This is a genomic window from Neorhizobium sp. NCHU2750, assembly GCF_003597675.1.
Lineage (GTDB): Bacteria > Pseudomonadota > Alphaproteobacteria > Rhizobiales > Rhizobiaceae > Neorhizobium.
In genome coordinates this window covers 2,770,114-2,793,766 of record NZ_CP030827.1, presented here as the reverse complement: position 1 = coordinate 2,793,766, position 23,653 = coordinate 2,770,114, and the positions used below count along the sequence as shown (strand labels likewise).

Annotated in this window: 26 protein-coding genes and 1 other RNA gene; 21 read left to right on the top strand and 6 right to left on the bottom strand. The window is 61.0% G+C overall.

What is annotated here, in order from left to right; genetic code table 11:
• The first annotated feature begins 13 nt into the window (after positions 1 to 13).
• Entirely contained in the window at positions 14 to 907 is an 894-nt protein-coding gene (locus NCHU2750_RS13695; RefSeq protein WP_119941004.1) for a LysR family transcriptional regulator, read from the top strand.
• A 130-nt stretch (positions 908 to 1,037) separates the two neighbouring features.
• Here the strand turns inward: NCHU2750_RS13695 and gap are convergent, their stop codons facing one another.
• Together gap and tkt are read right to left on the bottom strand one after the other, a co-directional pair.
• Positions 1,038 to 2,048: a type I glyceraldehyde-3-phosphate dehydrogenase gene (gene gap / locus NCHU2750_RS13690; RefSeq protein WP_119941003.1), complete on the bottom strand. Its 1,011-nt coding sequence runs from the start codon at positions 2,046 to 2,048 to the stop codon at positions 1,038 to 1,040.
• Between the two features lie 185 nt (positions 2,049 to 2,233).
• Positions 2,234 to 4,207, bottom strand: a complete 1,974-nt coding sequence (gene tkt, locus NCHU2750_RS13685; protein WP_119941002.1) for a transketolase — start codon at positions 4,205 to 4,207, stop codon at positions 2,234 to 2,236.
• 318 nt (positions 4,208 to 4,525) lie between these two features.
• Here tkt and NCHU2750_RS13680 point away from each other — a divergent pair, with 318 nt between their 5' ends.
• The 11 genes from NCHU2750_RS13680 (at position 4,526) to NCHU2750_RS13630 (ending at position 13,227) form a co-directional block, all read left to right on the top strand.
• Complete coding sequence (locus tag NCHU2750_RS13680) at positions 4,526 to 4,798, top strand: DUF4164 domain-containing protein (RefSeq protein WP_119941001.1); 273 nt, start codon at positions 4,526 to 4,528, stop codon at positions 4,796 to 4,798.
• Between the two features lie 13 nt (positions 4,799 to 4,811).
• Entirely contained in the window at positions 4,812 to 5,189 is a 378-nt protein-coding gene (locus tag NCHU2750_RS13675; protein ID WP_119941000.1) for a cell division protein ZapA, read from the top strand.
• Positions 5,190 to 5,287: 98 nt separating this feature from the next.
• A non-coding RNA gene (gene ssrS / locus NCHU2750_RS13670) (6S RNA) lies at positions 5,288 to 5,447 on the top strand.
• A gap of 395 nt (positions 5,448 to 5,842) precedes the next feature.
• Positions 5,843 to 7,342, top strand: a complete 1,500-nt coding sequence (locus NCHU2750_RS13665) for a sensor histidine kinase (RefSeq protein WP_205583851.1) — start codon at positions 5,843 to 5,845, stop codon at positions 7,340 to 7,342.
• Complete coding sequence (locus tag NCHU2750_RS13660) at positions 7,339 to 7,779, top strand: response regulator (RefSeq protein ID WP_119940998.1); 441 nt, start codon at positions 7,339 to 7,341, stop codon at positions 7,777 to 7,779. Before NCHU2750_RS13665 ends, NCHU2750_RS13660 begins: the two co-directional genes overlap by 4 nt.
• 11 nt (positions 7,780 to 7,790) lie before the next feature.
• A complete protein-coding gene (locus NCHU2750_RS13655) occupies positions 7,791 to 8,822 on the top strand; it encodes a sensor histidine kinase (protein WP_119940997.1) in 1,032 nt (343 codons plus the stop codon).
• Positions 8,823 to 9,046: 224 nt separating this feature from the next.
• Positions 9,047 to 10,318, top strand: a complete 1,272-nt coding sequence (locus tag NCHU2750_RS13650) for a hemolysin family protein (RefSeq protein ID WP_162939715.1) — start codon at positions 9,047 to 9,049, stop codon at positions 10,316 to 10,318.
• A gap of 4 nt (positions 10,319 to 10,322) precedes the next feature.
• Complete coding sequence (locus NCHU2750_RS13645; RefSeq protein ID WP_119940995.1) at positions 10,323 to 10,922, top strand: 5-formyltetrahydrofolate cyclo-ligase; 600 nt, start codon at positions 10,323 to 10,325, stop codon at positions 10,920 to 10,922.
• A 2-nt stretch (positions 10,923 to 10,924) separates the two neighbouring features.
• Positions 10,925 to 11,749, top strand: a complete 825-nt coding sequence (locus NCHU2750_RS13640) for a TIGR00282 family metallophosphoesterase (protein ID WP_119940994.1) — start codon at positions 10,925 to 10,927, stop codon at positions 11,747 to 11,749.
• A 92-nt stretch (positions 11,750 to 11,841) separates the two neighbouring features.
• Positions 11,842 to 12,207, top strand: a complete 366-nt coding sequence (locus tag NCHU2750_RS13635; protein ID WP_119940993.1) for a hypothetical protein — start codon at positions 11,842 to 11,844, stop codon at positions 12,205 to 12,207.
• A 171-nt stretch (positions 12,208 to 12,378) separates the two neighbouring features.
• Entirely contained in the window at positions 12,379 to 13,227 is an 849-nt protein-coding gene (locus tag NCHU2750_RS13630; protein WP_119940992.1) for an MBL fold metallo-hydrolase, read from the top strand.
• 21 nt (positions 13,228 to 13,248) lie between these two features.
• Here NCHU2750_RS13630 and NCHU2750_RS13625 read toward each other — a convergent pair whose 3' ends face one another.
• Positions 13,249 to 13,761, bottom strand: coding sequence for a pyridoxamine 5'-phosphate oxidase family protein (locus tag NCHU2750_RS13625; protein ID WP_119940991.1), 513 nt, complete (start codon positions 13,759 to 13,761; stop codon positions 13,249 to 13,251).
• A gap of 180 nt (positions 13,762 to 13,941) precedes the next feature.
• Between NCHU2750_RS13625 and NCHU2750_RS13620 the strand changes: the two genes are divergently transcribed.
• Positions 13,942 to 14,688, top strand: coding sequence for a YebC/PmpR family DNA-binding transcriptional regulator (locus tag NCHU2750_RS13620; RefSeq protein WP_119940990.1), 747 nt, complete (start codon positions 13,942 to 13,944; stop codon positions 14,686 to 14,688).
• An 81-nt stretch (positions 14,689 to 14,769) separates the two neighbouring features.
• On the opposite strand, the gene NCHU2750_RS13615 is transcribed toward NCHU2750_RS13620, so the two are convergent.
• From NCHU2750_RS13615 to NCHU2750_RS13605, 3 genes are all read right to left on the bottom strand, one after another.
• A complete protein-coding gene (locus NCHU2750_RS13615) occupies positions 14,770 to 16,359 on the bottom strand; it encodes an inorganic phosphate transporter (RefSeq protein ID WP_245480407.1) in 1,590 nt (529 codons plus the stop codon).
• A 160-nt stretch (positions 16,360 to 16,519) separates the two neighbouring features.
• Positions 16,520 to 17,527 (bottom strand): LLM class flavin-dependent oxidoreductase, encoded by a 1,008-nt coding sequence (locus tag NCHU2750_RS13610; RefSeq protein ID WP_119940988.1) that lies wholly within the window; start codon positions 17,525 to 17,527, stop codon positions 16,520 to 16,522.
• A 135-nt stretch (positions 17,528 to 17,662) separates the two neighbouring features.
• Positions 17,663 to 19,027 (bottom strand): methyl-accepting chemotaxis protein, encoded by a 1,365-nt coding sequence (locus NCHU2750_RS13605; protein ID WP_119940987.1) that lies wholly within the window; start codon positions 19,025 to 19,027, stop codon positions 17,663 to 17,665.
• Positions 19,028 to 19,211: 184 nt separating this feature from the next.
• Between NCHU2750_RS13605 and ruvC the strand changes: the two genes are divergently transcribed.
• The 8 genes from ruvC to NCHU2750_RS13565 all read left to right on the top strand — a co-directional run bounded on the left by ruvC (position 19,212) and on the right by NCHU2750_RS13565 (position 23,392).
• Complete coding sequence (gene ruvC / locus NCHU2750_RS13600; protein WP_119940986.1) at positions 19,212 to 19,721, top strand: crossover junction endodeoxyribonuclease RuvC; 510 nt, start codon at positions 19,212 to 19,214, stop codon at positions 19,719 to 19,721.
• Between the two features lie 69 nt (positions 19,722 to 19,790).
• Positions 19,791 to 20,042 carry an AbrB/MazE/SpoVT family DNA-binding domain-containing protein gene (locus NCHU2750_RS13595; RefSeq protein ID WP_119940985.1) on the top strand — a complete coding sequence of 84 codons (252 nt, stop codon included), beginning with the start codon at positions 19,791 to 19,793 and terminating at the stop codon, positions 20,040 to 20,042.
• Positions 20,043 to 20,046: 4 nt separating this feature from the next.
• Positions 20,047 to 20,478 carry a type II toxin-antitoxin system VapC family toxin gene (locus tag NCHU2750_RS13590; RefSeq protein ID WP_119940984.1) on the top strand — a complete coding sequence of 144 codons (432 nt, stop codon included), beginning with the start codon at positions 20,047 to 20,049 and terminating at the stop codon, positions 20,476 to 20,478.
• Positions 20,475 to 21,089, top strand: coding sequence for a Holliday junction branch migration protein RuvA (gene ruvA / locus NCHU2750_RS13585; protein WP_119940983.1), 615 nt, complete (start codon positions 20,475 to 20,477; stop codon positions 21,087 to 21,089). Before NCHU2750_RS13590 ends, ruvA begins: the two co-directional genes overlap by 4 nt.
• Before the next feature lie 60 nt (positions 21,090 to 21,149).
• Positions 21,150 to 21,434 (top strand): AbrB/MazE/SpoVT family DNA-binding domain-containing protein, encoded by a 285-nt coding sequence (locus NCHU2750_RS13580; RefSeq protein ID WP_119940982.1) that lies wholly within the window; start codon positions 21,150 to 21,152, stop codon positions 21,432 to 21,434.
• Positions 21,431 to 21,826, top strand: a complete 396-nt coding sequence (locus NCHU2750_RS13575) for a type II toxin-antitoxin system VapC family toxin (RefSeq protein ID WP_119940981.1) — start codon at positions 21,431 to 21,433, stop codon at positions 21,824 to 21,826. The genes NCHU2750_RS13580 and NCHU2750_RS13575 overlap by 4 nt, the downstream gene beginning before the upstream one ends.
• Positions 21,823 to 22,863 carry a Holliday junction branch migration DNA helicase RuvB gene (ruvB, locus tag NCHU2750_RS13570; protein WP_119940980.1) on the top strand — a complete coding sequence of 347 codons (1,041 nt, stop codon included), beginning with the start codon at positions 21,823 to 21,825 and terminating at the stop codon, positions 22,861 to 22,863. The genes NCHU2750_RS13575 and ruvB overlap by 4 nt, the downstream gene beginning before the upstream one ends.
• The gene (locus NCHU2750_RS13565; RefSeq protein ID WP_119940979.1) at positions 22,856 to 23,392 is read left to right on the top strand and encodes an NUDIX hydrolase; all 537 of its coding nucleotides are present in this window, start codon (positions 22,856 to 22,858) and stop codon (positions 23,390 to 23,392) included. Before ruvB ends, NCHU2750_RS13565 begins: the two co-directional genes overlap by 8 nt.
• Positions 23,393 to 23,653 lie beyond the last annotated feature (261 nt).

The following is a 23,653-nucleotide window of genomic DNA, read 5'->3' as shown; positions in this document are numbered from 1 at the left end:
GACGGAGGGAATTGTGGACAGGTTCACAAGCATGACGATCTTCGTCAAGGCCGCCGATCTGGGGTCGTTCGCCGCGGCTGCGGACGCGATGGGGATTTCCCCGCAAATGGTTGCGAAGCATGTCGTTTTCCTCGAGGATCGGTTGGGCACCGCGCTCCTTCACCGGACAACAAGGCGGCAGAGCCTGACCGATGTCGGGAGAGCCTATTACGATCGCTGCAAGCATCTGCTTCTGGAAGTCGACGCGGCCGAAGCCGTGGCGCAGGACATGCGCACAAAGCCTAAGGGAGTATTGCGGGTCAATGCTCCGCTGACTTTCGGCACCTTCAGTCTGGCGCCATTCGTGACCCGCTATCTCGGCCGCTACTCCGACATGCAGATCGACCTGACGCTCAATGATCGTTTCGTCGATCCGCTCGAAGAGGGGTTCGAAGTGATGATACGCATCGGCGACGTCAGCGACACGTCGCTCATCGCACATCCTCTGGCGCCGTATCAGATGATTGCCTGCGCATCGCCGGAATATCTTGCCCGCCGGGGCATGCCTCGGACCCCGGCGGAATTGAGGCAGCATGATTGTCTTGCCTATGCCTATTGGTCGCCTTCCATTCCCTGTCGCTGGCGCTTTACCCGCGACGGCAAAACGGAAGAGGTCCGGGCGACAGGACGTATGCGCAGCAATGACTGGAAGACACTGCTTTGTGCGGCAATGGAAGGTTATGGCATCACTCTCGGGCCGGAGAATGTGCTTAATCCCGAGATAGAAGCCGGCCGGCTTGTCCGGGTGCTGCCGGATTATGAGGGGCCTTCCCGACCGATGCATGTCATCTATCCGGCCGGACGGCGACCGACCGTCAAGGTGCAAAGCTTCGTGCAGGCGGTCATCGAAGAATTCGGTCGGGCCTGAGCCGGGGCCATTTGCGAGGCCGGGCGGCCCCTCTTACCGTGCCACCGATACGACCCAGACAAACAAAAGCCCTCTCCTTCATCGAAGGAGAGGGCCTTGTGTCAATGGTTCGGCGTTTGTGCCGGTCGTCTTAGATGAGCTTGCCCAGCGCGACCGAGGTGTCGGCCATGCGGTTGGAGAAGCCCCATTCGTTGTCGTACCAGGACAGGACGCGGACGAAGTTGCCTTCGAGCACCTTGGTCTGGTCGACGGCGAAGATCGACGAATGGCTGTCGTGGTTGAAGTCGCGCGAAACCAGCGGCTCGTCGGTATAGCCGAGGATGCCCTTCAGCTTGCCGTTGGAGGCAGCCATGATGGCTTCGTTGACTTCTTCCTTGCTGGTGTTCTTCTTGGCGACGAACTTGAAGTCGACGACCGAGACGTTCGGGGTCGGCACGCGGATCGAGGTGCCGTCGAGGCGGCCCTTCAGGTGCGGCAGAACCAGGCCAACAGCCTTTGCGGCACCGGTCGAGGTCGGGATCATGGACAAGGCTGCTGCGCGGGCGCGGTACAGGTCCTTGTGCATGGTATCGAGCGTCGGCTGGTCACCCGTATAGGAGTGGATCGTGGTCATGAAGCCGTGGTCGATGCCGATCGCATCATCCAGTGTCTTGACGACGGGGGCGAGGCAGTTCGTCGTGCACGACGCGTTGGAGATGACCAGGTGGTCCTTGGTCAGCTGATCGTGGTTGACGCCGAAGACGACGGTCAGGTCTGCGCCGTCGGACGGAGCGGAAACGATGACGCGCTTGGCGCCGGCGGTGAGGTGGGCCGCAGCCTTCTCACGCGAGGTGAAAATGCCGGTGCATTCCAGAGCGATGTCGACGCCGAGTTCCTTGTGGGGCAGGGTAGCCGGGTCGCGGACGGCGGTGACCTTGATCGGCTTGCCGCCGGCAACCGAGATCGTGTCGCCGTCGACCTTCACGTCGGCCGGGAACTTGCCGTGGATCGAATCGTAGCGGAGCAGGTGGGCGTTGGTTTCGACCGGGCCGAGATCGTTGATGGCAACGACTTCGATGTCGGTGCGACCGGATTCGACGATGGCGCGAAGCACGTTACGGCCGATACGGCCGAAGCCGTTGATGGCAACCTTTACAGTCATATGAGCTTTACTCCCTGATATTGGGGCTGTGTTTCAACGCAATTCCGCTTTTCTCCGAATCGCGAAATCGCTCTACTTCCCTGATGTGACGCAGTTTCGGACGCAAAACCGCTACGCACTTTTGCTGGAACTGCTCTAGCGCGTATGAAGGCTGCCCCACTTTGATCTAGGGCAGCCTTTTAGAATTAAATTTTTGCCTCGGCAGCGGCGACGACGGCGTCGACCGTGATGCCGAAATGCTTGAAGACGTCCTTGGCCGGACCGGAAGCGCCGAAGCTCTTCATGCCGACAAAGGTGCCTTCCGGACCGATGAACGCATCCCAGCCTTCGCGAACGCCGGCTTCGACGGCAATCTTGACCGGCGACTTGCCGATGACTTCGGCACGGTAGGCATCCGGCTGCTCGAAGAACAGTTCGGTCGAGGGAACGGAGACGACGCGGACCGAGATGCCCTTTTCCTCAAGCGTCTTGCGGGCCGCGACGGCGAGTTCGACTTCGGATCCCGAGGCGAAGATCGTCACCTTGGCGTCGGCGCTGCCGGCGAGCGTATAGGCGCCGAGCGTCGAGAGGTTCTTTTCTGAATATTCGGTGCGCACGGTCGTCAGGTTCTGGCGGGTGAGCGCCAGGCCCGACGGACGATCCTTGGTCGTGACGGCGATCTGCCAGCATTCGGCGGTTTCAACCGCATCGGCCGGGCGGAACATCATCAGGTTCGGGATGGCGCGCAGGGATGCCATCTGCTCGACCGGCTGGTGGGTTGGGCCGTCTTCGCCGACGCCGATCGAATCATGCGTCAGGACGTGGATGACGCGGATACCCATCAGCGAGGCAAGGCGGATCGGCGGGCGGCAATAATCGGAGAAGATCATGAAGCCGCCGCCATAGGGGATCAGACCGCCGTGCAGCGCGATGCCGTTCATGGCCGAAGCCATGCCGTGTTCGCGAATACCCCAGTGCATGTAGCGGCCGGCGAAATCCGTCGGCGTGATCGAATGCATCTGGCTGGTCTTGGTGTTGTTCGACGGCGTCAGGTCGGCGGAACCGCCGAGCGTTTCCGGCAGGAAGCCGTTGATGACTTCAAGCGCGTCTTCGGAAGCCTTGCGGGTCGCGATCGTCGGCTTCGTCTCGGCGAGCTTTTTCTTGTAGTCGGAGATGGCGGCATCGAAGCCGGCCGGCAGATCACCGGCGAAGCGGCGGTCGAATTCGGCCTTCTTGTCGGACTTTGCCAGGCGGCCTTCCCAGGCCTTGACGGCATCGACCGAGCGGGTGCCGGCGGCACGCCATTCGGACAGCACGTCGTTCGGGACGATGAAGGGTTCGTATTCCCAGTTCAGCGCCTTGCGGGTCGCGGCAATTTCCTCGGCGCCAAGCGGAGAGCCGTGAACCTTGTGGCTGCCGGCCTTGTTCGGGGCGCCGAAGCCGATGACGGTCTTGCAGGCGATGAAGGTCGGGCGGTCGGACTTGTGGGCCTGCTCGATGGCGTCGGCGATCGCAGCCTGGTCGTGGCCGTCGATCTCGATCGTGTTCCAGTGAACCGCCTTGAAGCGGGCAATCTGGTCGGTCGAATCGGAGAGCGAGACGGCGCCGTCGATGGTGATCGAGTTGTTATCCCAGAAAAGGACCAGCTTGTTGAGCTTCAGGTGGCCGGCAAGGGCGATGGCCTCATGGCTGATACCTTCCATCAGGCAGCCGTCGCCGTTGATCACATAGGTGTAGTGATCCTGCAGGTCGGCGCCGAATTCCTCGCGCAGCTTGCGTTCGGCGATCGCCATGCCAACGGCATTGGCAATGCCCTGGCCGAGCGGGCCGGTGGTCGTCTCGATGCCGGTGGCATGGCCGTATTCCGGGTGACCTGCGGTCTTGGAGCCGAGCTGGCGGAACTGCTTTAGGTCCTCGACGGTCATGTCTTCATAACCGGTCAAATAGAGCAGCGAATAAAGCAGCATCGAACCGTGGCCGGCCGACAGCACGAAGCGGTCGCGGTCGGGCCAATGCGGTTTCGTCGGGTCAAATTTCAGGTATTTGGAAAAGAGGACGGTTGCAACGTCGGCCATGCCCATCGGCATGCCTGGGTGGCCGGAATTGGCCTTTTCGACGGCATCCATGGCGAGAAAACGGATTGCATTTGCCATCCGGTCGTTTTGTTCGCGAGAAGTCATGGCTAATCCACTGTATCCGGTGTCGGTCGGAGCCCTTCAAGGGCCTTTTGAGGGAGCGCCTGATCCATATCAGGTGGAACGGGCAAGTCAACAAATGCGGGAGGCGGGCGCCAGAAAATGAGCAAGTTTAGGTGGAGCCGCCTCATGTTTGAGCAGGAACGTTCAAACACAATATAAGGCGCTTGATCCACAAGTCGATGAGGCCGGAAGGGTGGTCGTTTGTTGACCGGCATTATTGCGGTGAATAATCTTGCCGCTCAATGGGCGAGAACCAGTGGCCGATTCGGCCGAACTCGCATTCTCAGCGGGATATCATGAATGCCGGCAGACAAGACGGTTGAGATGGCGCTTTCAGAACTGCGTGCGGCGGTCGGCAGCCTGGAGAATGCCGTGGATGCACGCATAGAGCGACAGCGCGAGAACCGCGATGTCGACGGCGAAGTGCGCCGCGTCCATGCCGACCGCGCGCGTCTGGCGCAGGAACTCGACCAGTCGCAATTTCGCGCCAATCGTCTGGAAGAGGTCAATCGCGAGGTTTCGCGGCGGCTGGTGACGGCGATGGAGACGATACGCGCCGTGCTGGATCGGTAAGGACAGGTTTCAAATGGCCCAGATAACAGTCACGATCGACGGCAAGGCCTATCGCATGGCCTGCGAAGAGGGACAGGAAGATCACCTGAGCCAGCTCGCGGACCGGCTCGACCGTTATGTCGGCCATCTGAAGAGCCAGTTCGGCGAGATCGGCGACCTGAGGATCACGGTCATGGCCGGCATCATGATCATGGACGAGTTGTCGGAGATGACCCGCAAGGTGTCGGCGCTCGAGGCGGAAGTGGATGCCCTCAGATCCAACCGGGACGGATCGCTCGAACACCAGCAGCAGAGCGAGCAGGTGCTCGTCTCGACGATCGGCGAGCTTGCCGCACGCATCGAGGGACTGGCGGCAAAACTCAATGGCCGCACGCCCGCACAGGCGAACTGAGCGGCCACCGGGCGACCAGCCGGCCGGAAAGGTGACAGACCACAAAAATCGTCTGACCAGCCACTGGCGCGAATTGCGGTTCGACCATATATTGCTGTTGCGGTCTGCGCTTCCCGACAGGAACAACTGAATCCTCGGGGCCATACCCGATCCTAAGGGAGCTGTCCCTGTCCAGGCCCGTGGGCTTGGGCACACGGCGCCCACCTACGTTTGTAGGCGCCCAGGATCGAACGTCACCATCGGAAGGGTGGATCGCACTGTTTTCTTTCCAGACAGAATTCTTCGGATAAAACCGCTGCTGTGCAGCGAATGATGTTTTGGGTTTGTGCGGCACTCCCGCGCAAAGCGCCTTCCTCCCCGACTTGCGTACGCTACCGTACCATGCGCCGTATGCTCTTTCGCCGCCGGACACTTCATGCTGTTATCCAGCCGTCGAGACGGAGGCAATTGTTTTTGACGACAGGCGGAGGCGATTGGACGCGGGGGTGTTCGCTCGTCTCCGCTCTATCAAAGCCTCGTGACAGGCTGGCATCGAGCAAAAGGTCGCAAGAATGGCTCGGTGAGGCGTGTCGGACGGACAAAGCTGTTCCGGCTTGACAATCGGGGCCTCGTCGCCAAGTTCATGCCGTCAATCTCAAAGGACGGTTTGCTTCATGCCCTTATCGAACAGAACCTTCACCCGATCGTCGCTTTTGATGCTTTTGATCGGTGCGGGACTGCTCATGGCCATCGTCCTGTCGTCCTTTTTCCTGGCACGGATGACGCATACATATTTTGACGAGGTGACGAAGCTGAGGGCGGTGCGCTCGGCTGCGGCCGACATGCTGTTGTTGATGAATTCGGCCGAATCGGGCCAGCGTGGCTATCTGCTCATTCAGGATGACGGCTTTCTCCAGCCCTATGAAAAGGCGCTCCAGGCACTGCCGACGCAGGTCGACAGGCTTGAGCGCGTCGCGGGAAACCAGACGACCGTCAAGGTTCCGATTGCCGACATTCGCCGCCTGATCGCCGAGAAAGTGACCGAGATGCAGTCGACGCTCGACCTTGCGAGCAAGGGGCGGGTTGGGGATGCGCTGGCGATCGTGCGCAACCAGTCCGGCTTCCTCGTCATGCAGCAGCTTCGCGATACGCTCGGCAAGTTGATCGACGAGCTGGACGGGCATCTGGTCGGGGGTATCGGTGATCTGCGCGACAGCGCCGCGTCGCTGCAATATGTGACGATCGGTGGCGGGTTGCTGATCATCCTCGTGGTCGGCGGGGCGATTGCCGTCGTCATGCAGCATGTGCGCGAACTCGACAAGGCACGTGGCGAAGTCGAGGAACTGAATGTCGGCCTGGAGGAGCGCGTCACCGAGCGCACCGAAGACCTGATCCAGGCAAACCGGGAAATCCAGCGCTACGCCTATATCGTCTCGCATGATCTCAGGGCGCCGCTCGTCAACATCATGGGTTTTACCAGTGAGCTCGACGCGTCGCTGAAATCGATCAGCACCTATGTGCTTGCCGATGGCGCGCAGCCGAGCGAAGACGAGGTGCGCGAGGCGCGGCTTGCGGTGGAGGAGGATCTGCCGGAGGCGATCGGCTTCATACGGTCGTCGACGAAGAAGATGGACGGTCTGATCAACGCCATCCTCAAAATCTCCCGCGACGGACGGCGCGAATTGAAGCCGGAGCGGATCGATCTCGGCGAATTGCTGGAAGCGACGGCCGCAAGCGTTTATCATCAGGTCAGTGATGCGGGCGGGGAGGTGTCCATTTCCGTCGATGCGGCGCGCGGTCTGGTGACCGACCGGTTCTCGATGGAGCAGATTTTCGGCAACCTGTTCGACAATGCGGTAAAATACAAGCATCCCGACCGGCCGCTCGCCCTGTCAGTCCAGGCAAAACCCATGGGGCGCAGCGCCGTCAGGATCGAAGTTGCCGACAACGGACGGGGGATCGCTCAGGAAGACCAGGAGCGCGTCTTTGAACTGTTCCGGCGGGCCGGCGTGCAGGATAAGGCGGGTGAGGGGATCGGGCTTGCCCATGTCCGCTCATTAGTCAGAAATTTAGGCGGCGAAATTACTGTGACGTCAACCTTGGGCGGCGGATCGACATTCGTCATTCGCCTGCCCCTCGATTTGTCCCAGTATGTCAGGAGTAACGGGTCATGAAAGCAGCCGGCAAGGAAGTCACGATCGTCATGGTCGAGGACGACGAGGGCCATGCCCGCCTGATCGAAAAGAACGTGCGGCGGGCCGGCGTCAACAACGACATCGTGCCCTTCACCAACGGTACCGAGGCGCTCGACTTCATTCTGGGGCCGGATCGCTCCGGATCGATCAATCACGACCGCTACCTGTTGATCCTGCTCGACCTCAACCTGCCCGATATGTCGGGTATTGACATCCTCGAGAAGGTGAAGTCCAACCCTCATGCGAAGCGACTGCCCGTAGTGATCCTCACGACGACGGACGATGAGCGGGAAATTCAGCGCTGCTATGATCTCGGCGCGAATGTCTATATTACCAAGCCAGTGGATTACGATAACTTCGCGCACGCCATAAGACAGCTCGGTCTGTTCTTCTCGGTGATGCAGATACCCGGATAATACGAGAAGAGATGCCGCGAACGATCCTGTATGTTGACGACGACGTCGCGCTTGCCCGTCTCGCGGAACGCCATCTTGGTCGTGCCGGCTATGAGGTAATCCCTGCAACCGATGGCGCAAGCGCCATGACGGTGATGGAGAAGGGCGGCATCGATGCCGTCGTTCTCGATCATTACCTGCGGGCGGAGACGGGTCTCGATATCTTTCATCGCCTGCGGGAGCACGATGCGACCATTCCGGTCATCTATGTAACCGGATCGAGCGACGCGACGATCGCCATCGAGGCGATGAAGAACGGCGCGTCCGACTACGTCATCAAGACGGTCGGCGAGGAATTCTGGCCGCTGATGCAGAATGCGATCGGCCAGGCGATCAGCAATGCAAACCTTCGCCGCGAGAAGGAAAAGGCAGAGCAGGAAATCCGCCTTGGCAAGGAGCGGGCGGAAGTCCTGCTGGCCGAGGTCAATCACCGGGTGGCCAACAGTCTGGCGCTGGTCGCGGCGCTGATCCGGCTTCAGGCCGGCAGCAGCAAGAACGAGGACGTGAAGGAGGCGCTGGCCGAGACGCAGGCGCGCATCACCGCGATCGCCGGCATGCATCGCAGCCTCTACACGTCGGACGACGTGCGGCAGGTGGAGATGGACAAATATCTCGGTACGCTGGTCAACGAGGTTCAGGGAACGGTCGTCGATCGCCAGGGACCGTCGATCAGGCTCGATGCCGACTGTATCGCGCTGACATCCGACCGGGCCGTCTCCGTCGGTATGATCGTCACCGAACTTCTGACCAATGCGGTCAAATATGCCTATGAACCGGGCCGCGACGGCGAGGTGAGGGTGCTGTTCAAGCACCAGCCCGACGGAAAAGCGCTGCTTGCCGTCGAGGATGACGGGATCGGCTGGAAGGAAGGCGACACGGTGCAGGGGACCGGGCTCGGAAGCCGGATCGTCAAGTCGATGGCCTCCACGCTCGGTTCGTCGATTGAGTATGTCGTGCGTCCGGTCGGAACACGGGCGGAGATCATTCTCGATATCGCGTTATGAGCGAAGTTCCGACTTCAATTGTTCCAGCCATTGCAATAGCGCCAACAGGCCCCTATCATTCCAGCCTCTGATGAAGGTGCATAGTTCCGAGAACCGGCTCCCGGTTTTCCGAACTGTGCGCGAGATCACTTTGAAGGAATGGAACGGCTGCCGCCCGATGCGGCGATCGTTATTGCGCGCAGGATATTGTCCCAGCTCAAGAGCAACTTTTGTTAACCGAAATCATCATCGTCATTGCACTCACCGTCCTCAACGGTGTTCTGGCAATGTCGGAGCTTGCCGTCGTTTCCTCTCGCCCCGTGCGCCTGAAAGTCATGGCCGAACAGGGTAACCGGGGGGCCGCAACCGCGATCAAGCTTGCGGAAGACCCGGGCCGTTTTCTTTCTAGCGTACAGATCGGCATTACCCTCGTGGGCGTTCTTTCCGGCGCCTTTTCCGGTGCAACGCTCGGCACGCGTCTGACCCAATGGCTGGAAGCCCAGGGCCTGCATGAAAACGTGGCCGACTGGCTTGGCGTCGGTGGCGTCGTTGTCGTCATCACCTATCTGTCGCTCATCCTCGGCGAACTCGTACCGAAGCAGATCGCGCTTCGCGCGCCTGAGGCCGTCGCCGCGCGGGTTGCGCCGACGATGAAGCTGATCGCCACATTCGGTGCGCCGATCGTCTGGTTTCTCGATATTTCCGGCCGCATCGTGCTGACGATTCTTCGCCAGCGGGGAGAGACCGACGACAGGGTGACGGACGAGGAAATCCGCACGGTGCTTGCCGAAGCGCAGAGCGCCGGCGTCATCGAGAGCGGCGAGTCCGAGATGATCTCCGGCGTAATGCGCCTGGCCGACCGAACCGCACGTGGCCTGATGACGCCGCGCCGCGATGTCGAGGTCGTCGATACCGAGGACGAGCCGGAGGAAATCCGCGCCCAGCTGCGTGCCACGACGCGTTCGCGCCTGCCGGTGCGCAAGGGAAGCTCCGACGAAATCCTCGGCGTGCTGTTCGTCAAGGATGCCTATGACTTCATGGCTGGCGGCAGACATTTCGACATACAGAGCGCCATGCGCGAGGCGCCTGTCGTTTCCGACCTCACCGGCGCGCTAGACGTGATCCAGGCGTTGCGCCGGGCGCCGGCGCATATGGTGCTGGTCTATGACGAATACGGTCATTTCGAAGGCATCATCAGCTCGGGTGACGTGCTTGAGGCAATCACCGGCGTGTTCCAGGAAGACGAGACGGAAGAGCCTGCGATCGTGCCGCGTGACGACGGGTCCTACCTTGTCGCCGGCTGGATGCCGGTCGACGAATTCGGCGCGCAGATGGGTATTTCGATCGAGGACGATCCGGGCTACGAGACGGTGGCAGGCTTCGTGCTCGACGAGTTGAAGCACCTGCCGGATCTCGGCGAGAAGTTTTCGACCCATGGCTGGACCTTCGAGGTCGTCGATCTCGACGGGCGCCGTATCGACAAGCTGCTCGTCTCGCGGGCGAACGAGAAGGCCTGATTTCATGCAGAACAAGTCCATCAAGGCGCAGATGCGGGCCGAGAGGCTTGCTGCGCGTGATGCGCTTGGCGTGGCCGACCGGCTGGACAAGAGCCGGTCGATTGCCGCGTATGGCGCTGCCGCGATCGAACTCGATGCCGGGACCACCGTGTCCGGCTTCCTGCCGATTCGCTCGGAAGTCGATGTTCGCTTGCTGATGGACGTGCTGCGCGACGAAGGCGGTCGGCTCTGCGTGCCAGTCGTTCTCGACAAGGAGACGATCGTGTTCCGCGCGTTCACGCCGGGTGTTGATCTGGTGTCCGGCGTGTTCGGGACCGTCGGGCCGGGGCCGGATGTGCCCGAACTCGAACCTCAGATCATGCTCGTGCCGCTTGCGGCATTTGATAGCAGAGGTCACCGGATCGGCTATGGCGGCGGCTATTATGACCGCGCCATTCACCGTTTGCATGAAAAAGGGCGCAATCCTCGGCTGATCGGCATTGCATTCGACTGCCAGGAAGTGGCATCAGTGCCGGAAGAACCTCATGATATCAGGCTTCATGGCATTCTGACGGAAAGCGGCTTTCGCGACCTGTCCGATGGAGCCATTGCGAAGATTGGATAGGAATGCGCCTTCTCTTTCTAGGTGATCTGGTCGGCAAGACCGGCCGAACGGCCGTATGGGAAAAGCTGCCGGGCTTGATCTCCGACCTGAAACTCGACTTCGTCATCGTCAACGGCGAGAACGCGGCGGGCGGTTTCGGCATTACCGAAGACATTTTTATCGAGACCATCAATGCCGGCGCCGACGTGGTGACCACCGGCAACCATGTCTGGGACCAGAAGGAGGCGGTGAGCTTTGCGGGCCGCCACGACCAGTTCCTGCGCCCGGCCAATTATCCGGCCGGCACGCCCGGCAAGGGCTCTGGGCTCTACTATGCCCGCAACGGGGCGCGCGTGCTCGTCGCCAACATCATGGGCCGGGTCTATATGCATCCGGAACTCGACGATCCCTTCAAGGCGGGCGAGACCATTCTGGAAGCCGCACCGCTGAAGGATCAGGCGGATGCGATCATCTTCGACTTTCATGCGGAAGCGACCAGTGAAAAGCAGTGTTTTGGCCATTTCGTCGACGGCCGCGCCTCGCTCGTCGTCGGCACGCACACGCATGTGCCGACCGCCGATTGCCAGATCCTCAATGGCGGCACCGGCTACATGTCGGATGCCGGCATGTGCGGCGATTACGATTCATCGCTCGGCATGGACAAGGAAGAGCCGCTCAACCGGTTCATTTCCAAGATGCCGAAGAGCCGTTTCGAAGTGGCGAGCGGTCCGGCGACGATCTGCGGCGTCGGCATCGAGATCTCGGACCGCACCGGGCTTGCCGAAAAGATCGAGCCCTTGAGGATCGGGCCGCGGCTTGCGGAGAACATCCCGAGCTTCTGGCGTTGATCGCAGGCGGGTTGATCACCATATCCTGAGGGTGAGCAGTTTTCTGCACCTCAATCCAGGGGCGCAGGAATGCGCCCGCTGGAGAAAAGTCGATGGTTGATCCGGTCACTCCCGTTGCCGCCACGGCCGCTTCCGCGCCGGTCAAGGTGGAGAGCAGTTTCTCGATTGCTGAGCCGGACAATGCCTGGGCCGATGCCCGGCAGTCGCAGGTCAATGCGGATCTGGCGGCGCTTAAAGCGGCCCGCGATGAAGCGGAAACCAACCGCGAGGAAAAGGCAGAACGCAATACGTTGGACGACCGCCACCCGCACAAGCGCCACGACGCCTCCGGCGCCGATGTGTCTGGTGAGAGCGAGGAGAATCCGGACGAGGAAAGGCTGTCTGGCGAAAGCGATCGCATCGGCACCCGCAATTTCGACGACAAGACACCGTTCGGCCATCGCGTGCTGATCGTCTGAGGCAACATTTCGCCCGAAGGCACCGGGTTTTTCTCGCCGACCGTGGTGTCGGCCGAGCTGCGACATGACATGATTGTGAGGCGTGTACAGCACTGCGCGCTGGACGGTTCCCGGAGCTTCCCGCATCCTTGCAACCCAGGATGAGAATGAACGCAGTTTCCGGGGTGTGGCATGATGCTGCGAAATCTCGCATTCGCCTTCGCAAGTCTCCTTCTTTCCGCATTTTCAGCCATGGCACAGGATGGCGGCCTTCCGGTCAGCCAGTGCCAGGCGATCGCGCAGAACCTGCCGCATGCGCAGTTTGCAAGCTTCCGGCCATCCGGCGTGCAGCTGACGCAATCAGGCACCAAGCGCAGTCTTGCGGAGCGGGAAGAGGTGAAGATCACCTTTGTCGGGCACTCGACCTATTTCATCGAGACGCCAGAAGGCATTGGCATCGCTACCGACTATAGCGGCGTATACCAACCCTACCGGACGCCCGACGTGGTAACGATGAACCACGCGCATTCGACCCATTACACGCTGAACCCCGATCCCGCGATCAGGCATGTGCTGCATGGCTGGAGCGATGTGCCGGGCGAGAAGGCCGATATCCACGAGATGATCGGCGACGTCTATATCCGCAATGTCGTTACCGATATCCGCACCTGGAGCGGCGGTATCGAACAGAACGGCAATTCGATCTTCATCTTTGAGGTGGCGGGGCTTTGCATCGGCCATCTCGGACATCTGCATTTCGAACTGAACGAAGCGCAATATACGGAGATCGGTCGGCTCGACGTGCTGATGGTGCCGGTCGACGGCGGGCTGACCATGGGGGCGCAGAGCATGAGCCGGGTGGTGCAGCGGCTGCGCTCGTCGCTGATCCTGCCGATGCACCGGTTCGGGCCGCCGCTCGAGACGTTTCTTGCCATGTTCGATGGAAAATTCGACATTGCCTATGCCAAGCAGCAGACCATCACAGTCTCGATGCGCAGCCTGCCGAAAAAGCCGACCATATTGGTGCCGCAGGGCCTATAAAGGTCCCGCAGCGAGGCCGTATCAGTGCATGGCGGAAAAGCTGAGATGCTGCTTCACGCCCACTTCCGGCACCTTTTCGTCCTTCATGTTGGCCTTGGCAACTTCCCAGCCGAACTTGAGCGTGCTGCCGGTCGAAGCCCAGATCTCCGCGTCTTCGACGTGGAAGGCGAGCATGGTCAGAAGCGGGTCGTCCTTGCCGTGTTCATACCAGGCGGATGTGACCGCGCTCCAGTACTCGTCGCGCCTTGCCGGGTCGAGCCGCACTTCGATCAGGCCGGAGAGGCAGGCGTGATAGTCGTGGTTCTTGCCGGTGACGCAGAAATGCGCGCGCGAGCCGGCGCCGATGGCGCGCACCAGATCCGTATCGGCCTTGGTGAAGAACCAGATCGTGTTGGTCTTGATGTCGAGATTGGGAGCCATAGGCTGGAAGTGCAAATGGGCACCTTCCAGACCCAGCATGCCGGCGTGGACGGCGTTGATCTCGTCCCAGAGCTGGCGTTCGGGGGCCTTTTTAGCGTCGGTGAGGCTTGCCATTCTGTTCTTCTCCTCTGCTGTTTTACTCGATAGCCAAACGACAGGGGGCGGGGTTTGTTCCCTTGCCGGCATTGCTCTAGAAGCGGCCATTGCGGGCGAATGGCTGAAATGCCTTGAACGGGCGCGTCTTCGAAATTATAAGGCGCCCATTCCCAAACAGGCAAAACTATCAGGGGTGCCATGGCTGGCCATTCACAGTTCAAAAACATCATGCACCGCAAGGGCAAGCAGGACGGCATTCGCTCGAAGCTGTTTTCCAAGCTCGCGCGTGAAATCACCGTTGCTGCCAAGACGGGCCTGCCTGATCCGGCGATGAATTCGGCGCTGCGCCTTGCGGTGCAGAATGCCAAGGCACAATCGATGCCGAAGGACAATATCGATCGCGCGATCAAGAAGGCTTCCGGCGCCGATGCCGAGGTCTATGATTCCGTACGCTACGAGGGTTACGGCCCGGGTGGCACGGCCGTCATCGTCGAGGCTCTGACCGACAACCGCAACCGGACCGCGTCCAACGTCCGTTCGATCTTTTCCAAGGCCGGCGGTGCGCTTGGCGAGACCGGATCGGTTTCCTTCTCCTTCGATCACGTCGGTGAAATCACCTACAAGCTCTCCGTCGGCGATGCCGACAAGGTGATGGAAGCGGCGATCGAAGCCGGCGCCGACGATGTCGAGACCGACGAGGAAGGCCACACCATCTATTGCGGCTTCGAGGACATGAACGAAGTGTCCAAGGCGCTTGAAGCGGTTCTCGGTGAAGCCGAAACGGTCAAGGCGATCTGGAAGGCGCAAAACACGATCGAAGTCGACGAGGAAAAGGCGACCTCGCTGATGAAGCTGATCGACAATCTGGAAGACGATGACGACGTGCAGAACGTCTATTCGAATTTCGAGGTGTCGGAAGAGGTCCTGGCCAAGCTTTCGGCCTGATTCAACCGCCACTGATGCAATTGCAAACGGCACCGGAGAGATCCGGTGCCGTTTCCGTTTTAGGTACGCCATGCCGGCTTGCTAAAATACCTGGCGCAGCACGATGAACAGGATGAAGGCGAGCCCGATCGAGGCGGGCAGGGTCAGCACCCAGGCCATGATCATGTTGCGCACCGTCGACCATTGCAGGCCCGAGCCATTGGCGGCCATGGTGCCGGCGACGCCAGAGGACAGGACGTGGGTGGTCGAGACCGGCAGGCCGAGATGATCTGCGGCGCCGATTGTCAGCATGGCGACGACTTCGGCGGAGGCGCCCTGACCATAGGTCAGGTGGGTCTTGCCGATCTTCTCGCCGACGGTGACGACGATGCGCTTCCAGCCGACCATGGTGCCGAGGCCGAGCGCGAGTGCTACGGCGACCTTGACCCAGAGCGGGATGAACTTGGTCGCGTTGTCGACGGCGCCATGATAGGCCTTTACCGCATCGAGATCGCCCGCCTGCATGGGCAGAAGCTTGTTCTTGTCGATCAGCTTCAAGGCTTCGCCGATCAGATAGACGTCGTTGCGGATGTTGCCGATGAGCGCGGTCGGCACGGCTTCGAGCGTCGGGAATTTCGAGATCTGGTCACTCGATGAATGGATGAACTGCTGCAGGGCAACGGTCGTCTCATCGGTCCAGGTCTTGCTCTTGACCGCCTTCGATACCTCAGCCTTGGCGTCGGCGACGGTGATGCCCGGCTTGGCGTATTTGGCCAGCACGGTCTCGACATTGGTGGAGGCCTGATCGTAAGCCTGCAGATATTGCGGATCGGGGGTTCGGTTGAGCGCAAAGGCGGTGGGCACGAGGCCGATCAGGATCAGCATGATCAGGCCCATGCCCTTCTGGCCGTCATTGGAGCCATGGGCGAAGCTGACGCCGGTACAGGTGAAGATCAACAGGCCACGGATCCACCATGGCGGCGGCTGGTTGCCCTTCGGTGCTTCGTAAAGCGCCTTGTTGCGGATCAGCACCTTCATCACCAGGAGCAGCACGGCCGAGAGACCGAAGCCGACGATCGGGGAGACGAGCAGCGACATGCCGATATTGCCGGCCTGCGACCAGTCGACACCGCTTGTCGCCGAACCTTGCGGGGCGAGGAACTGGTTGGCAAGGCCGACGCCGATGATAGAGCCGATCAGCGTGTGGGAACTCGACGAGGGCAGGCCGAGATACCAGGTGCCAAGGTTCCAGACGATGGCGGCGATCAGCAGCGCAAAGACCATGGCAAGGCCGGCACCGGAGCCGACCTGCAGGATAAGCTCGACCGGCAGAAGCGCCACGATGCCGAAGGCGACGGCGCCGGTGGAAAGAAGAACGCCGAGGAAATTGAAGACCCCCGACCAGACGACGGCGAGTTCCGCCGGCATGGAGCGGGTGTAGATGACGGTCGCAACCGCATTGGCGGTGTCGTGGAAGCCGTTGACGAATTCGAAGCCCAGCGCGATCAGGAGCGCGATGCCGAGCAGCGCCCAGGGCACGGAATTGGCAACCTCAAGATCGCCGGCCAGCGACGCGCCGACATAAACGAGGCCGGCGAGCAACAGCAGGCCGAAGATAGGCAGGAACCACTTGCCGATCGGACTGCGGCCTTCAAGCGGATGGGCGGAGGAGGAAGTGCCCCCCTGGGCGATGGCATCTGTCACGTTCGATACTCCACACGTTGCCAAAGTTAACAAATGCTAACCGCGGGCGGTGAACCTGTTGTGACAGGGGCTAAAGCCAAAGCGCCGCCGGCATCATGCCGTTGCCGACGGAGGAGGAGTGTCAGGATTGCCGGTCGCGGGCTGCCGTTCAGGCGACGAGCTTTTCCTTCTCCATCAGCGACAGAGAGGCAAACAACTCGACGGAGCGAAGGCGCTTGTCGATGTCGTGGATCGGCATGGAGACGATCAGTTCGTCGGCTTGCGTCTCGGCAAGAAAGTGTCCGAGTTTTGTCTCCAGAGTCTTCGGTGCGCCGACGGCGGCGTAGCGCAGCGTGTGTTCGACGCTCATCTTTTCCATCGGCGTCCAGAAGCCATCCATGCTGTTGAGCGGCTTGGGGAAACGGGTGCGGACATTCTTGCGCAGATTGACGAACTGCTGCTGCGAGGAGGTGAAGAGCCGCTCGGCCTCCTCGTCGGTATCGGCGGCGACACCCATCACACCGACCATGACATAGGGCTTTTCAAGCTCGTCCGACGGCTGGAAACGATCGCGGTAGATGGCTATCGCATCCATCAGCATGTCCGGGGCAAAATGCGAGGCAAAGGCATAGGGAAGTCCAAGCGCTGCCGCGAGATGGGCGCTGTAGAGGCTCGATCCCAGAAGCCAGAGGGGAACTCTCGCTTCGGTTCCGGGGACGGCGATGATCGCCTGGTTTTCGATCGGCGTGCCGAGAAGGTGCTTCAGCTCGACTATATCCTGCGGGAAATTTTCCGCCCCGGCATCCATGTTGCGGCGAAGCGCGCTTGCGGTGCGCATGTCCGTTCCCGGCGCCCGGCCGAGGCCGAGATCGACACGTCCCGGCAACAGGGCTTCCAGCGTGCCGAACTGTTCGGCGATCACCAGCGGCGAGTGGTTGGGCAGCATGACGCCGCCGGAGCCGACGCGGATCGTCTTCGTGGCGGCGCCGACATGGGCGATAACAATCGAGGTTGCGGCGCTGGCGATGCCGGGCATGCCGTGGTGTTCGGCGAGCCAGACGCGCCTGTAGCCCTGTTCCTCGGCCTTGATCGCCATGCGGCGAGACTGGTCGAGTGCGTCACGGACGGAATAACCTTCGCCGATCGGCGAGAGGTCGAGGATCGAAAACGGGATCATGGGGCCTACCTTGGCAAATCAATGAGGGGTAGTCGATAAAGGGCAATCGATATTTGGTTCGCCTCTATCTAGGCACCCGCTTGACCTCATGCGACCCTTCGGCCGTGAAAAAGGTACTGAGCCACCATTCTCCTCTCAGGTCTTGATCAATTGGAGATGAGTGCGGCGGCGGGGTGGCCGGTCATCGGTGGGCGGGCCATTTTCCCGCAGCAAGGTGACGGGGATGAACCTTCCGCAATGACGGTTGATGGTTGCCAGATCCTGGGCCATGCGCGCGAGGACTGTATCCAGAACATGGTCGAGGTCGCGCCGGCGGTTGGCCGAATGCGCGTTGGAGGCGACGATCGTGGCGGTGCGTGCCACAAGATCCGACAGCGGGGCCGTGGCTTCGCTGATCGTCGCAAGCGTCGTCTCCAGTTCGGCAAGGTCGGTGTCGATCTTTTCATGTTCTGCACCCACCTTGGCACAGGCGGATATGGTGGAGGCTGCGGATCGGGCGATTTCCCGTTCGAGGATCGACACATCGCGCGCTGCATTCGCCCCCTGCTCGACGATTGCCTGCAGTTCTGCGGCAAAGGCGCGGAGCATGGCCTGGCCCGGTGCGGGCTCGGCCGCTGCGAGGTTGACGTTGACGGCGAGCATATTGGTGCGGAAGGCGACATCCCGCATGAGTTCGGCAACGGATGCGGCGGCAGACTTACTGTCGGCAAGCGCCGTGGCCGATCTGGCGGCTGTCTCGACGGCGCTCTGTTGCCCGACGTGGGACTGGCGGGCCGCAGAGGCCATTTGCAAGACCTGCGTCAAAGCCGCTTCGTGCCGGTTGAGAAGATCGGCGATATCCTTCAATCCGTTGCCGGCAGCCGACAATTGCGACAGTTCGCCGGCGGCGGTGGACCGTTCCTGCATCAGGCGAAGCCTTGCCTCGGCACATTCGCCATGAAGGGCGCTGGCCGAGAGGGTGATTTCGGCGATGCTCCCATCAAGCGCATCGAGTGCGCGGTTGAAATCGCATCGCAGGCCTTCGAATTGTGGCGGGAACTCCGTTTCGCAGCGGACACCGAGATCGCCAGCGGCGAGCCGCCGCAGGCCGGTGTCGAGAGTATCGAGGGCTCCCTCGGCGGCGCGCAGACGCAAGAGATCGCTTTCTCCGCCGGTGTTTTCCAGCTTCAGCCTTATGGGTTCGGCAGAGGAAATCCGCTTCTCGGCGGGGTTTGGCGGCATCCGTGAACGGCTGTCGAGAGCCACGCTCTTGATCTGCAGCTTTTTCTGGTGACTTGCCGGCGGCATGGCTGCCGATATGCGGGCGGATGCGCCGGGGCCGGCAATACGGGTGGCCATCATGGCCGTCGCTACCGAAAGAACGATAACGCCCGCTGCCAGCGCGATCATCATGACCGCCGTCCAATCGGGAATGAGATGCGATGCCAGGATCGCCAGAATCCCGTTCTGAACCAAAAGTAGAACGAGAACAGTGCTGAACAACGAACGACGTTTGAACATCGCCTCTACCTCCCTCTCGAATCATTCGAGCATCGACACAACGCAGAGGGGTGTTGGGCGTTGCATTGTGACCGGAAATGGTTCGGGTCATGGTTAGCAGATGGTAAACCTCATCCGCATGTGGATGTTTCTGTTTTGTTCATATTTCGATGGCACTCAAAGGCGTATGAAGGTAGGGTAGGCCATGGCAGACATCATTCGAATCATCGGTATCGATCCGGGACTGCGCCGCACCGGCTGGGGCGTCATCGACACGATCGGCAACAGTCTGAAGTTCGTAGCCTCGGGGACGGTGACCTCCGATGGCGATCTCGACCTGGCATCGCGTCTCTGCCAGCTGCATGACGGGCTGGCCGAGGTGGTGCATGCCTACAAGCCCGATGAGGCGGCCGTCGAGCAGACTTTCGTCAACAAGGATGCGGTCGCGACGCTGAAGCTCGGTCAGGCGCGCGGCGTTGTCATGCTGGTGCCGGCGCGGGCGGGACTGCCGGTTGCCGAATACGCGCCGAACGCCGTGAAGAAATCGGTGATCGGTGTCGGTCACGGCGAAAAGCAGCAGATCCACCTGATGCTGAAAATCCTCATGCCGAAAGTGGAATTCAAGGGCAATGACGCGGCCGATGCGCTGGCGATCGCGATCTGCCACGCCCATAATCGTGGTGGACACCGCATGCGGCAGGCTCTGGCGGGATAGGCCGCAAGTGGCGTTGTTCTTGACTTGTTCTCAAGGTAAGATATTTTCTTACTCAAAGGAGAACAGGTCATGCGTGTGACATCCAAAGGGCAGGTGACCATACCGCGGGATCTTCGCGAGCTGGTGGGCATCGGGCCGAACAGCGAGGTGATCTTCGGCGTGGAAGGTGGCGTGATTACTCTTACGCCCAAAAATGGAACCACCGCAGACGCAGACCGTGCGCGGCTTGATCGTTTCATCACCACGCTCGATCAACTGGGCGGGACCGGCGACCAGGCTGTCGATGCCGATGAGCTGATGCGGATAACGCGCGATCGATAACGGCATGGTAACGCTCATCGACACCAATATTCTCGTCGACCTTGCGGTGCGCGATCCGCATTGGCTTGAATGGTCGCGACGGCAATTGCTGGCGGCCGTGGCGCGCGGCAGCGTGGTGATCAATCAAATCATCTTTTCGGAATTCTCCTATCGATACGATAGGTTTGAAACCGTGGATGCGCTTTTGCCGCGCAACCAGTTCATTCGTGAAAACCTGCCTTGGTCAGCGGCGTTCGCGGCCTCTTATGCCTTTCGCCGGTATCGGTCCGCCGGCGGACGGCGTGAGCGTGTATTGCCGGATTTCCTGATTGGCGCGCATGCGACGATCCGTGGATATACGTTGCTGACGCGTGACCCATCCGGCTATCGCAGCTATTTTCCGGGTATCGATGTGATCGCACCCGACACGCATCCTCTTTCAGGAAACCAAACATGATCGGCAAGCTCAAGGGCACTATCGACGAGATCGGCGACGACTATGCATTGGTCGACGTGCATGGCGTCTGTTACGAGGCATTCTGCTCGTCGCGTACGCTGTCGCGGCTCAATGTCGGCGAAGCGGTGGTGCTGTTCATCGAGACCTATGTGCGCGAGGACCAGTTGAAGCTGTTCGGCTTCGTCTCGGCGCTGGAGCGTGAGTGGTTCAACCTTTTGCAGAGCGTGCAGGGCGTGGGCTCAAAGGTGGCGCTGGCGGTGCTTTCGACGCTGACGCCATCGGAACTCGCGAATGCGATCGCGCTGCAGGACAAGACGGCCGTTTCGCGGGCGCAAGGGGTCGGGCCGAAGGTTGCCGTGCGCATCGTTACCGAACTGAAGAACAAGGCGCCGGCCTTTGCGGGCGAGGCGTCTGCCAATATCGGGCTCAAGCAGGAACTCGGCGAAGGGGTCGCCTCCGCGCCGGTCTCCGATGCGGTCTCGGCGCTGACCAATCTCGGCTATTCGCGCGACCAGGCCGCCAATGCCGTGGCTGCAGCGATGAAGACGGCAGGCGAAGGGGCTGACAGCGCCAAGCTGATCCGACTGGGACTGAAGGAACTGGCTCGGTAAGATTGGTTCCTTCGCGGAATACTGATATAGAAATGTAAGAAAAATTTGTCGAGGTAAGAAATGGGCTCGTTTACCACCATGACCTCCAAGGGGCAGATCACGATCCCCAGCGACGTTCGCGATGAATTGCAACTGCTGCCCGGTACACGTTTTTATGTCGCCGCGCGCGATGGTCAGGTCGTGGCGATCCCGAGGAACAAGAAGCTGATGGATTTTGCCGGCATTCTCGGCAAGCCGCCGACCGGTGAAAACCTGACCGTTGAAGAGATGCGCGATGCCATCGGGCAGGCAGCGGCGGATGATGATGCACGCATCATGGGTGAACCGACGGAGCGGGACGGGTGATCGGCATCGATACCAATGTCCTGGTCCGCTTTCTTGTTGATGAGCAATCCGAGCAAAGCGAGGCAGCCCGGCGCTTTCTCAGCGAACGGTCGGCCGACAGCCCTGCCTATATCAGTGCGGTGGTTCTGGCGGAAACGGTGTGGGTGCTCAACAGGCGGATGAGATATCCCATGGCGACCATCGTTCAGGTATTGCAGGATCTGCTCGCCGCAGACTGTTTGCTGGTCGAGCATACAGAGGAACTTGATGCGCTGTTCAGCCAGGGCGATGTCGCCGGCGATCTGCCCGATTATCTTATCGCCTGGGCGGCGCGACGCGCCGGTTGCGGGCATACTGTTACATTCGATAAGGCAGCAGCCCGAAGAATACCCGGAATGGAACTTCTCGCATGACCGATGAAACCCGCCTCATCTCGCCGGAAAAGCGTGGCGAGGATATCGATACGGCGCTCAGGCCGCAGTCGCTCGACGAATTTACCGGCCAGGCTGAGGCGCGGGCCAATCTGAAGATCTTCATCGAGGCGGCGAAGAACCGTGGCGAAGCGCTCGACCACGTGCTTTTCGTCGGGCCGCCGGGGCTCGGCAAGACGACGCTGGCGCAGATCATGGCGAAGGAACTCGGCGTCAATTTCCGCTCGACCTCCGGTCCGGTCATCGCCAAGGCGGGGGATCTCGCCGCACTCCTCACCAATCTCGAAGAACGCGACGTGCTGTTCATCGATGAAATCCACCGGCTCAATCCGGCTGTCGAAGAAATCCTCTATCCGGCGATGGAGGATTTCCAGCTCGACCTGATCATCGGCGAGGGGCCGGCGGCGCGGTCGGTGAAGATCGATCTGTCGAAATTCACCCTCGTTGCGGCAACGACCCGTATCGGGCTTCTGACCACGCCGCTGCGCGACCGTTTCGGCATTCCGGTCCGGCTCTCCTTCTATACGGTGGAGGAGCTTGAGGGCATCGTACGGCGCGGGGCGCGGCTGATGGGCCTCAATATGAGCGATGATGGTGCCCGCGAGATTGCAAGGCGGGCGCGTGGCACGCCGCGTATCGCCGGCCGCCTGCTGCGCCGGGTGCGCGATTTCGCCGAGGTGGCGCGGGCGGAGACGGTGACGAAGGAGATTGCCGACGAGGCGCTGACACGCCTCAATGTCGACCATGCCGGCTTCGACCAGCTCGACAAGCGTTACCTCAACATGATCGCGGTGAATTTCGCCGGCGGACCGGTCGGCATCGAGACGATCGCGGCGGGACTGTCGGAGCCGCGCGATGCGATCGAGGATATTATCGAGCCCTACATGATCCAGCAAGGTTTCATCCAGCGCACGCCGCGCGGGCGGGTGCTGACTGCGATCGCCTGGAAACATCTCGGCCTGCAGCCGCCGAAGGAAATGGAGGCGGCGCAGTTCCGCATGAACCTTGACGATGAGTGAGAAGACCGTGCCGCAGGACCTGCGTATCCGCATGAAGTTCAAGCCGAAGCGCATCTTCCAGATGCGGATTGCGGGACTTGCCTTCCGAAATGACCATGTGCTCGTCCATCGCGCCACGCATGAGGCGTTCTGGACCTTTCCCGGCGGGCGGGCGGAAGTGGGCGAGACGTCGGAAGAAACGCTGGCGCGAGAGATGGTCGAGGAACTCGGCGTGACGGCCGGGATCGGTCCGCTCCTGTGGGTAGTGGAGAATTTCTTCCACTACGAGGGCGAGGACTGGCACGAACTGGGCTTCTACTATCGCATGGAACTGCCGGAGAGTTTTCCCTTCCATCCGACCGATATAGTCCACCGGGTCGTCGATACCCATGATCTCGAGTTCAAATGGGTGCCGGCGACGACGAAGGCCCTGCGGGCACTCGACATCCCGCCCTATTTCATTGCCGAGGAGATCGAGGATCTGCCGGCCACGCCCCGCCATGTCGTCCAGCGAGATGGCGATCTCGATCTTAGAGCCTTTCCTGGTTAAATTGAAACGCTCTGTTGGCTCAAGCGGAGTCGCATGGTCGACCGGCCGGCGCGCGTCGTAGCCAAAGCTTACGGCCAAGCCGGCCGGTCGATCAGGCGGCCCGCTTCAGCCAACCCGAAGGGCCGGGCATCTTTCCGCCAGGATCAAACGCGATCGGCTCGGACGTACCGTAGGGTATGCCCGTCGCCAATCGCCTTTGCCCTGTCGAAAACCTGCTCCGGCAGAGCGCTTCAATTTAACCAGGAAAGGCTCTAAAGGCTG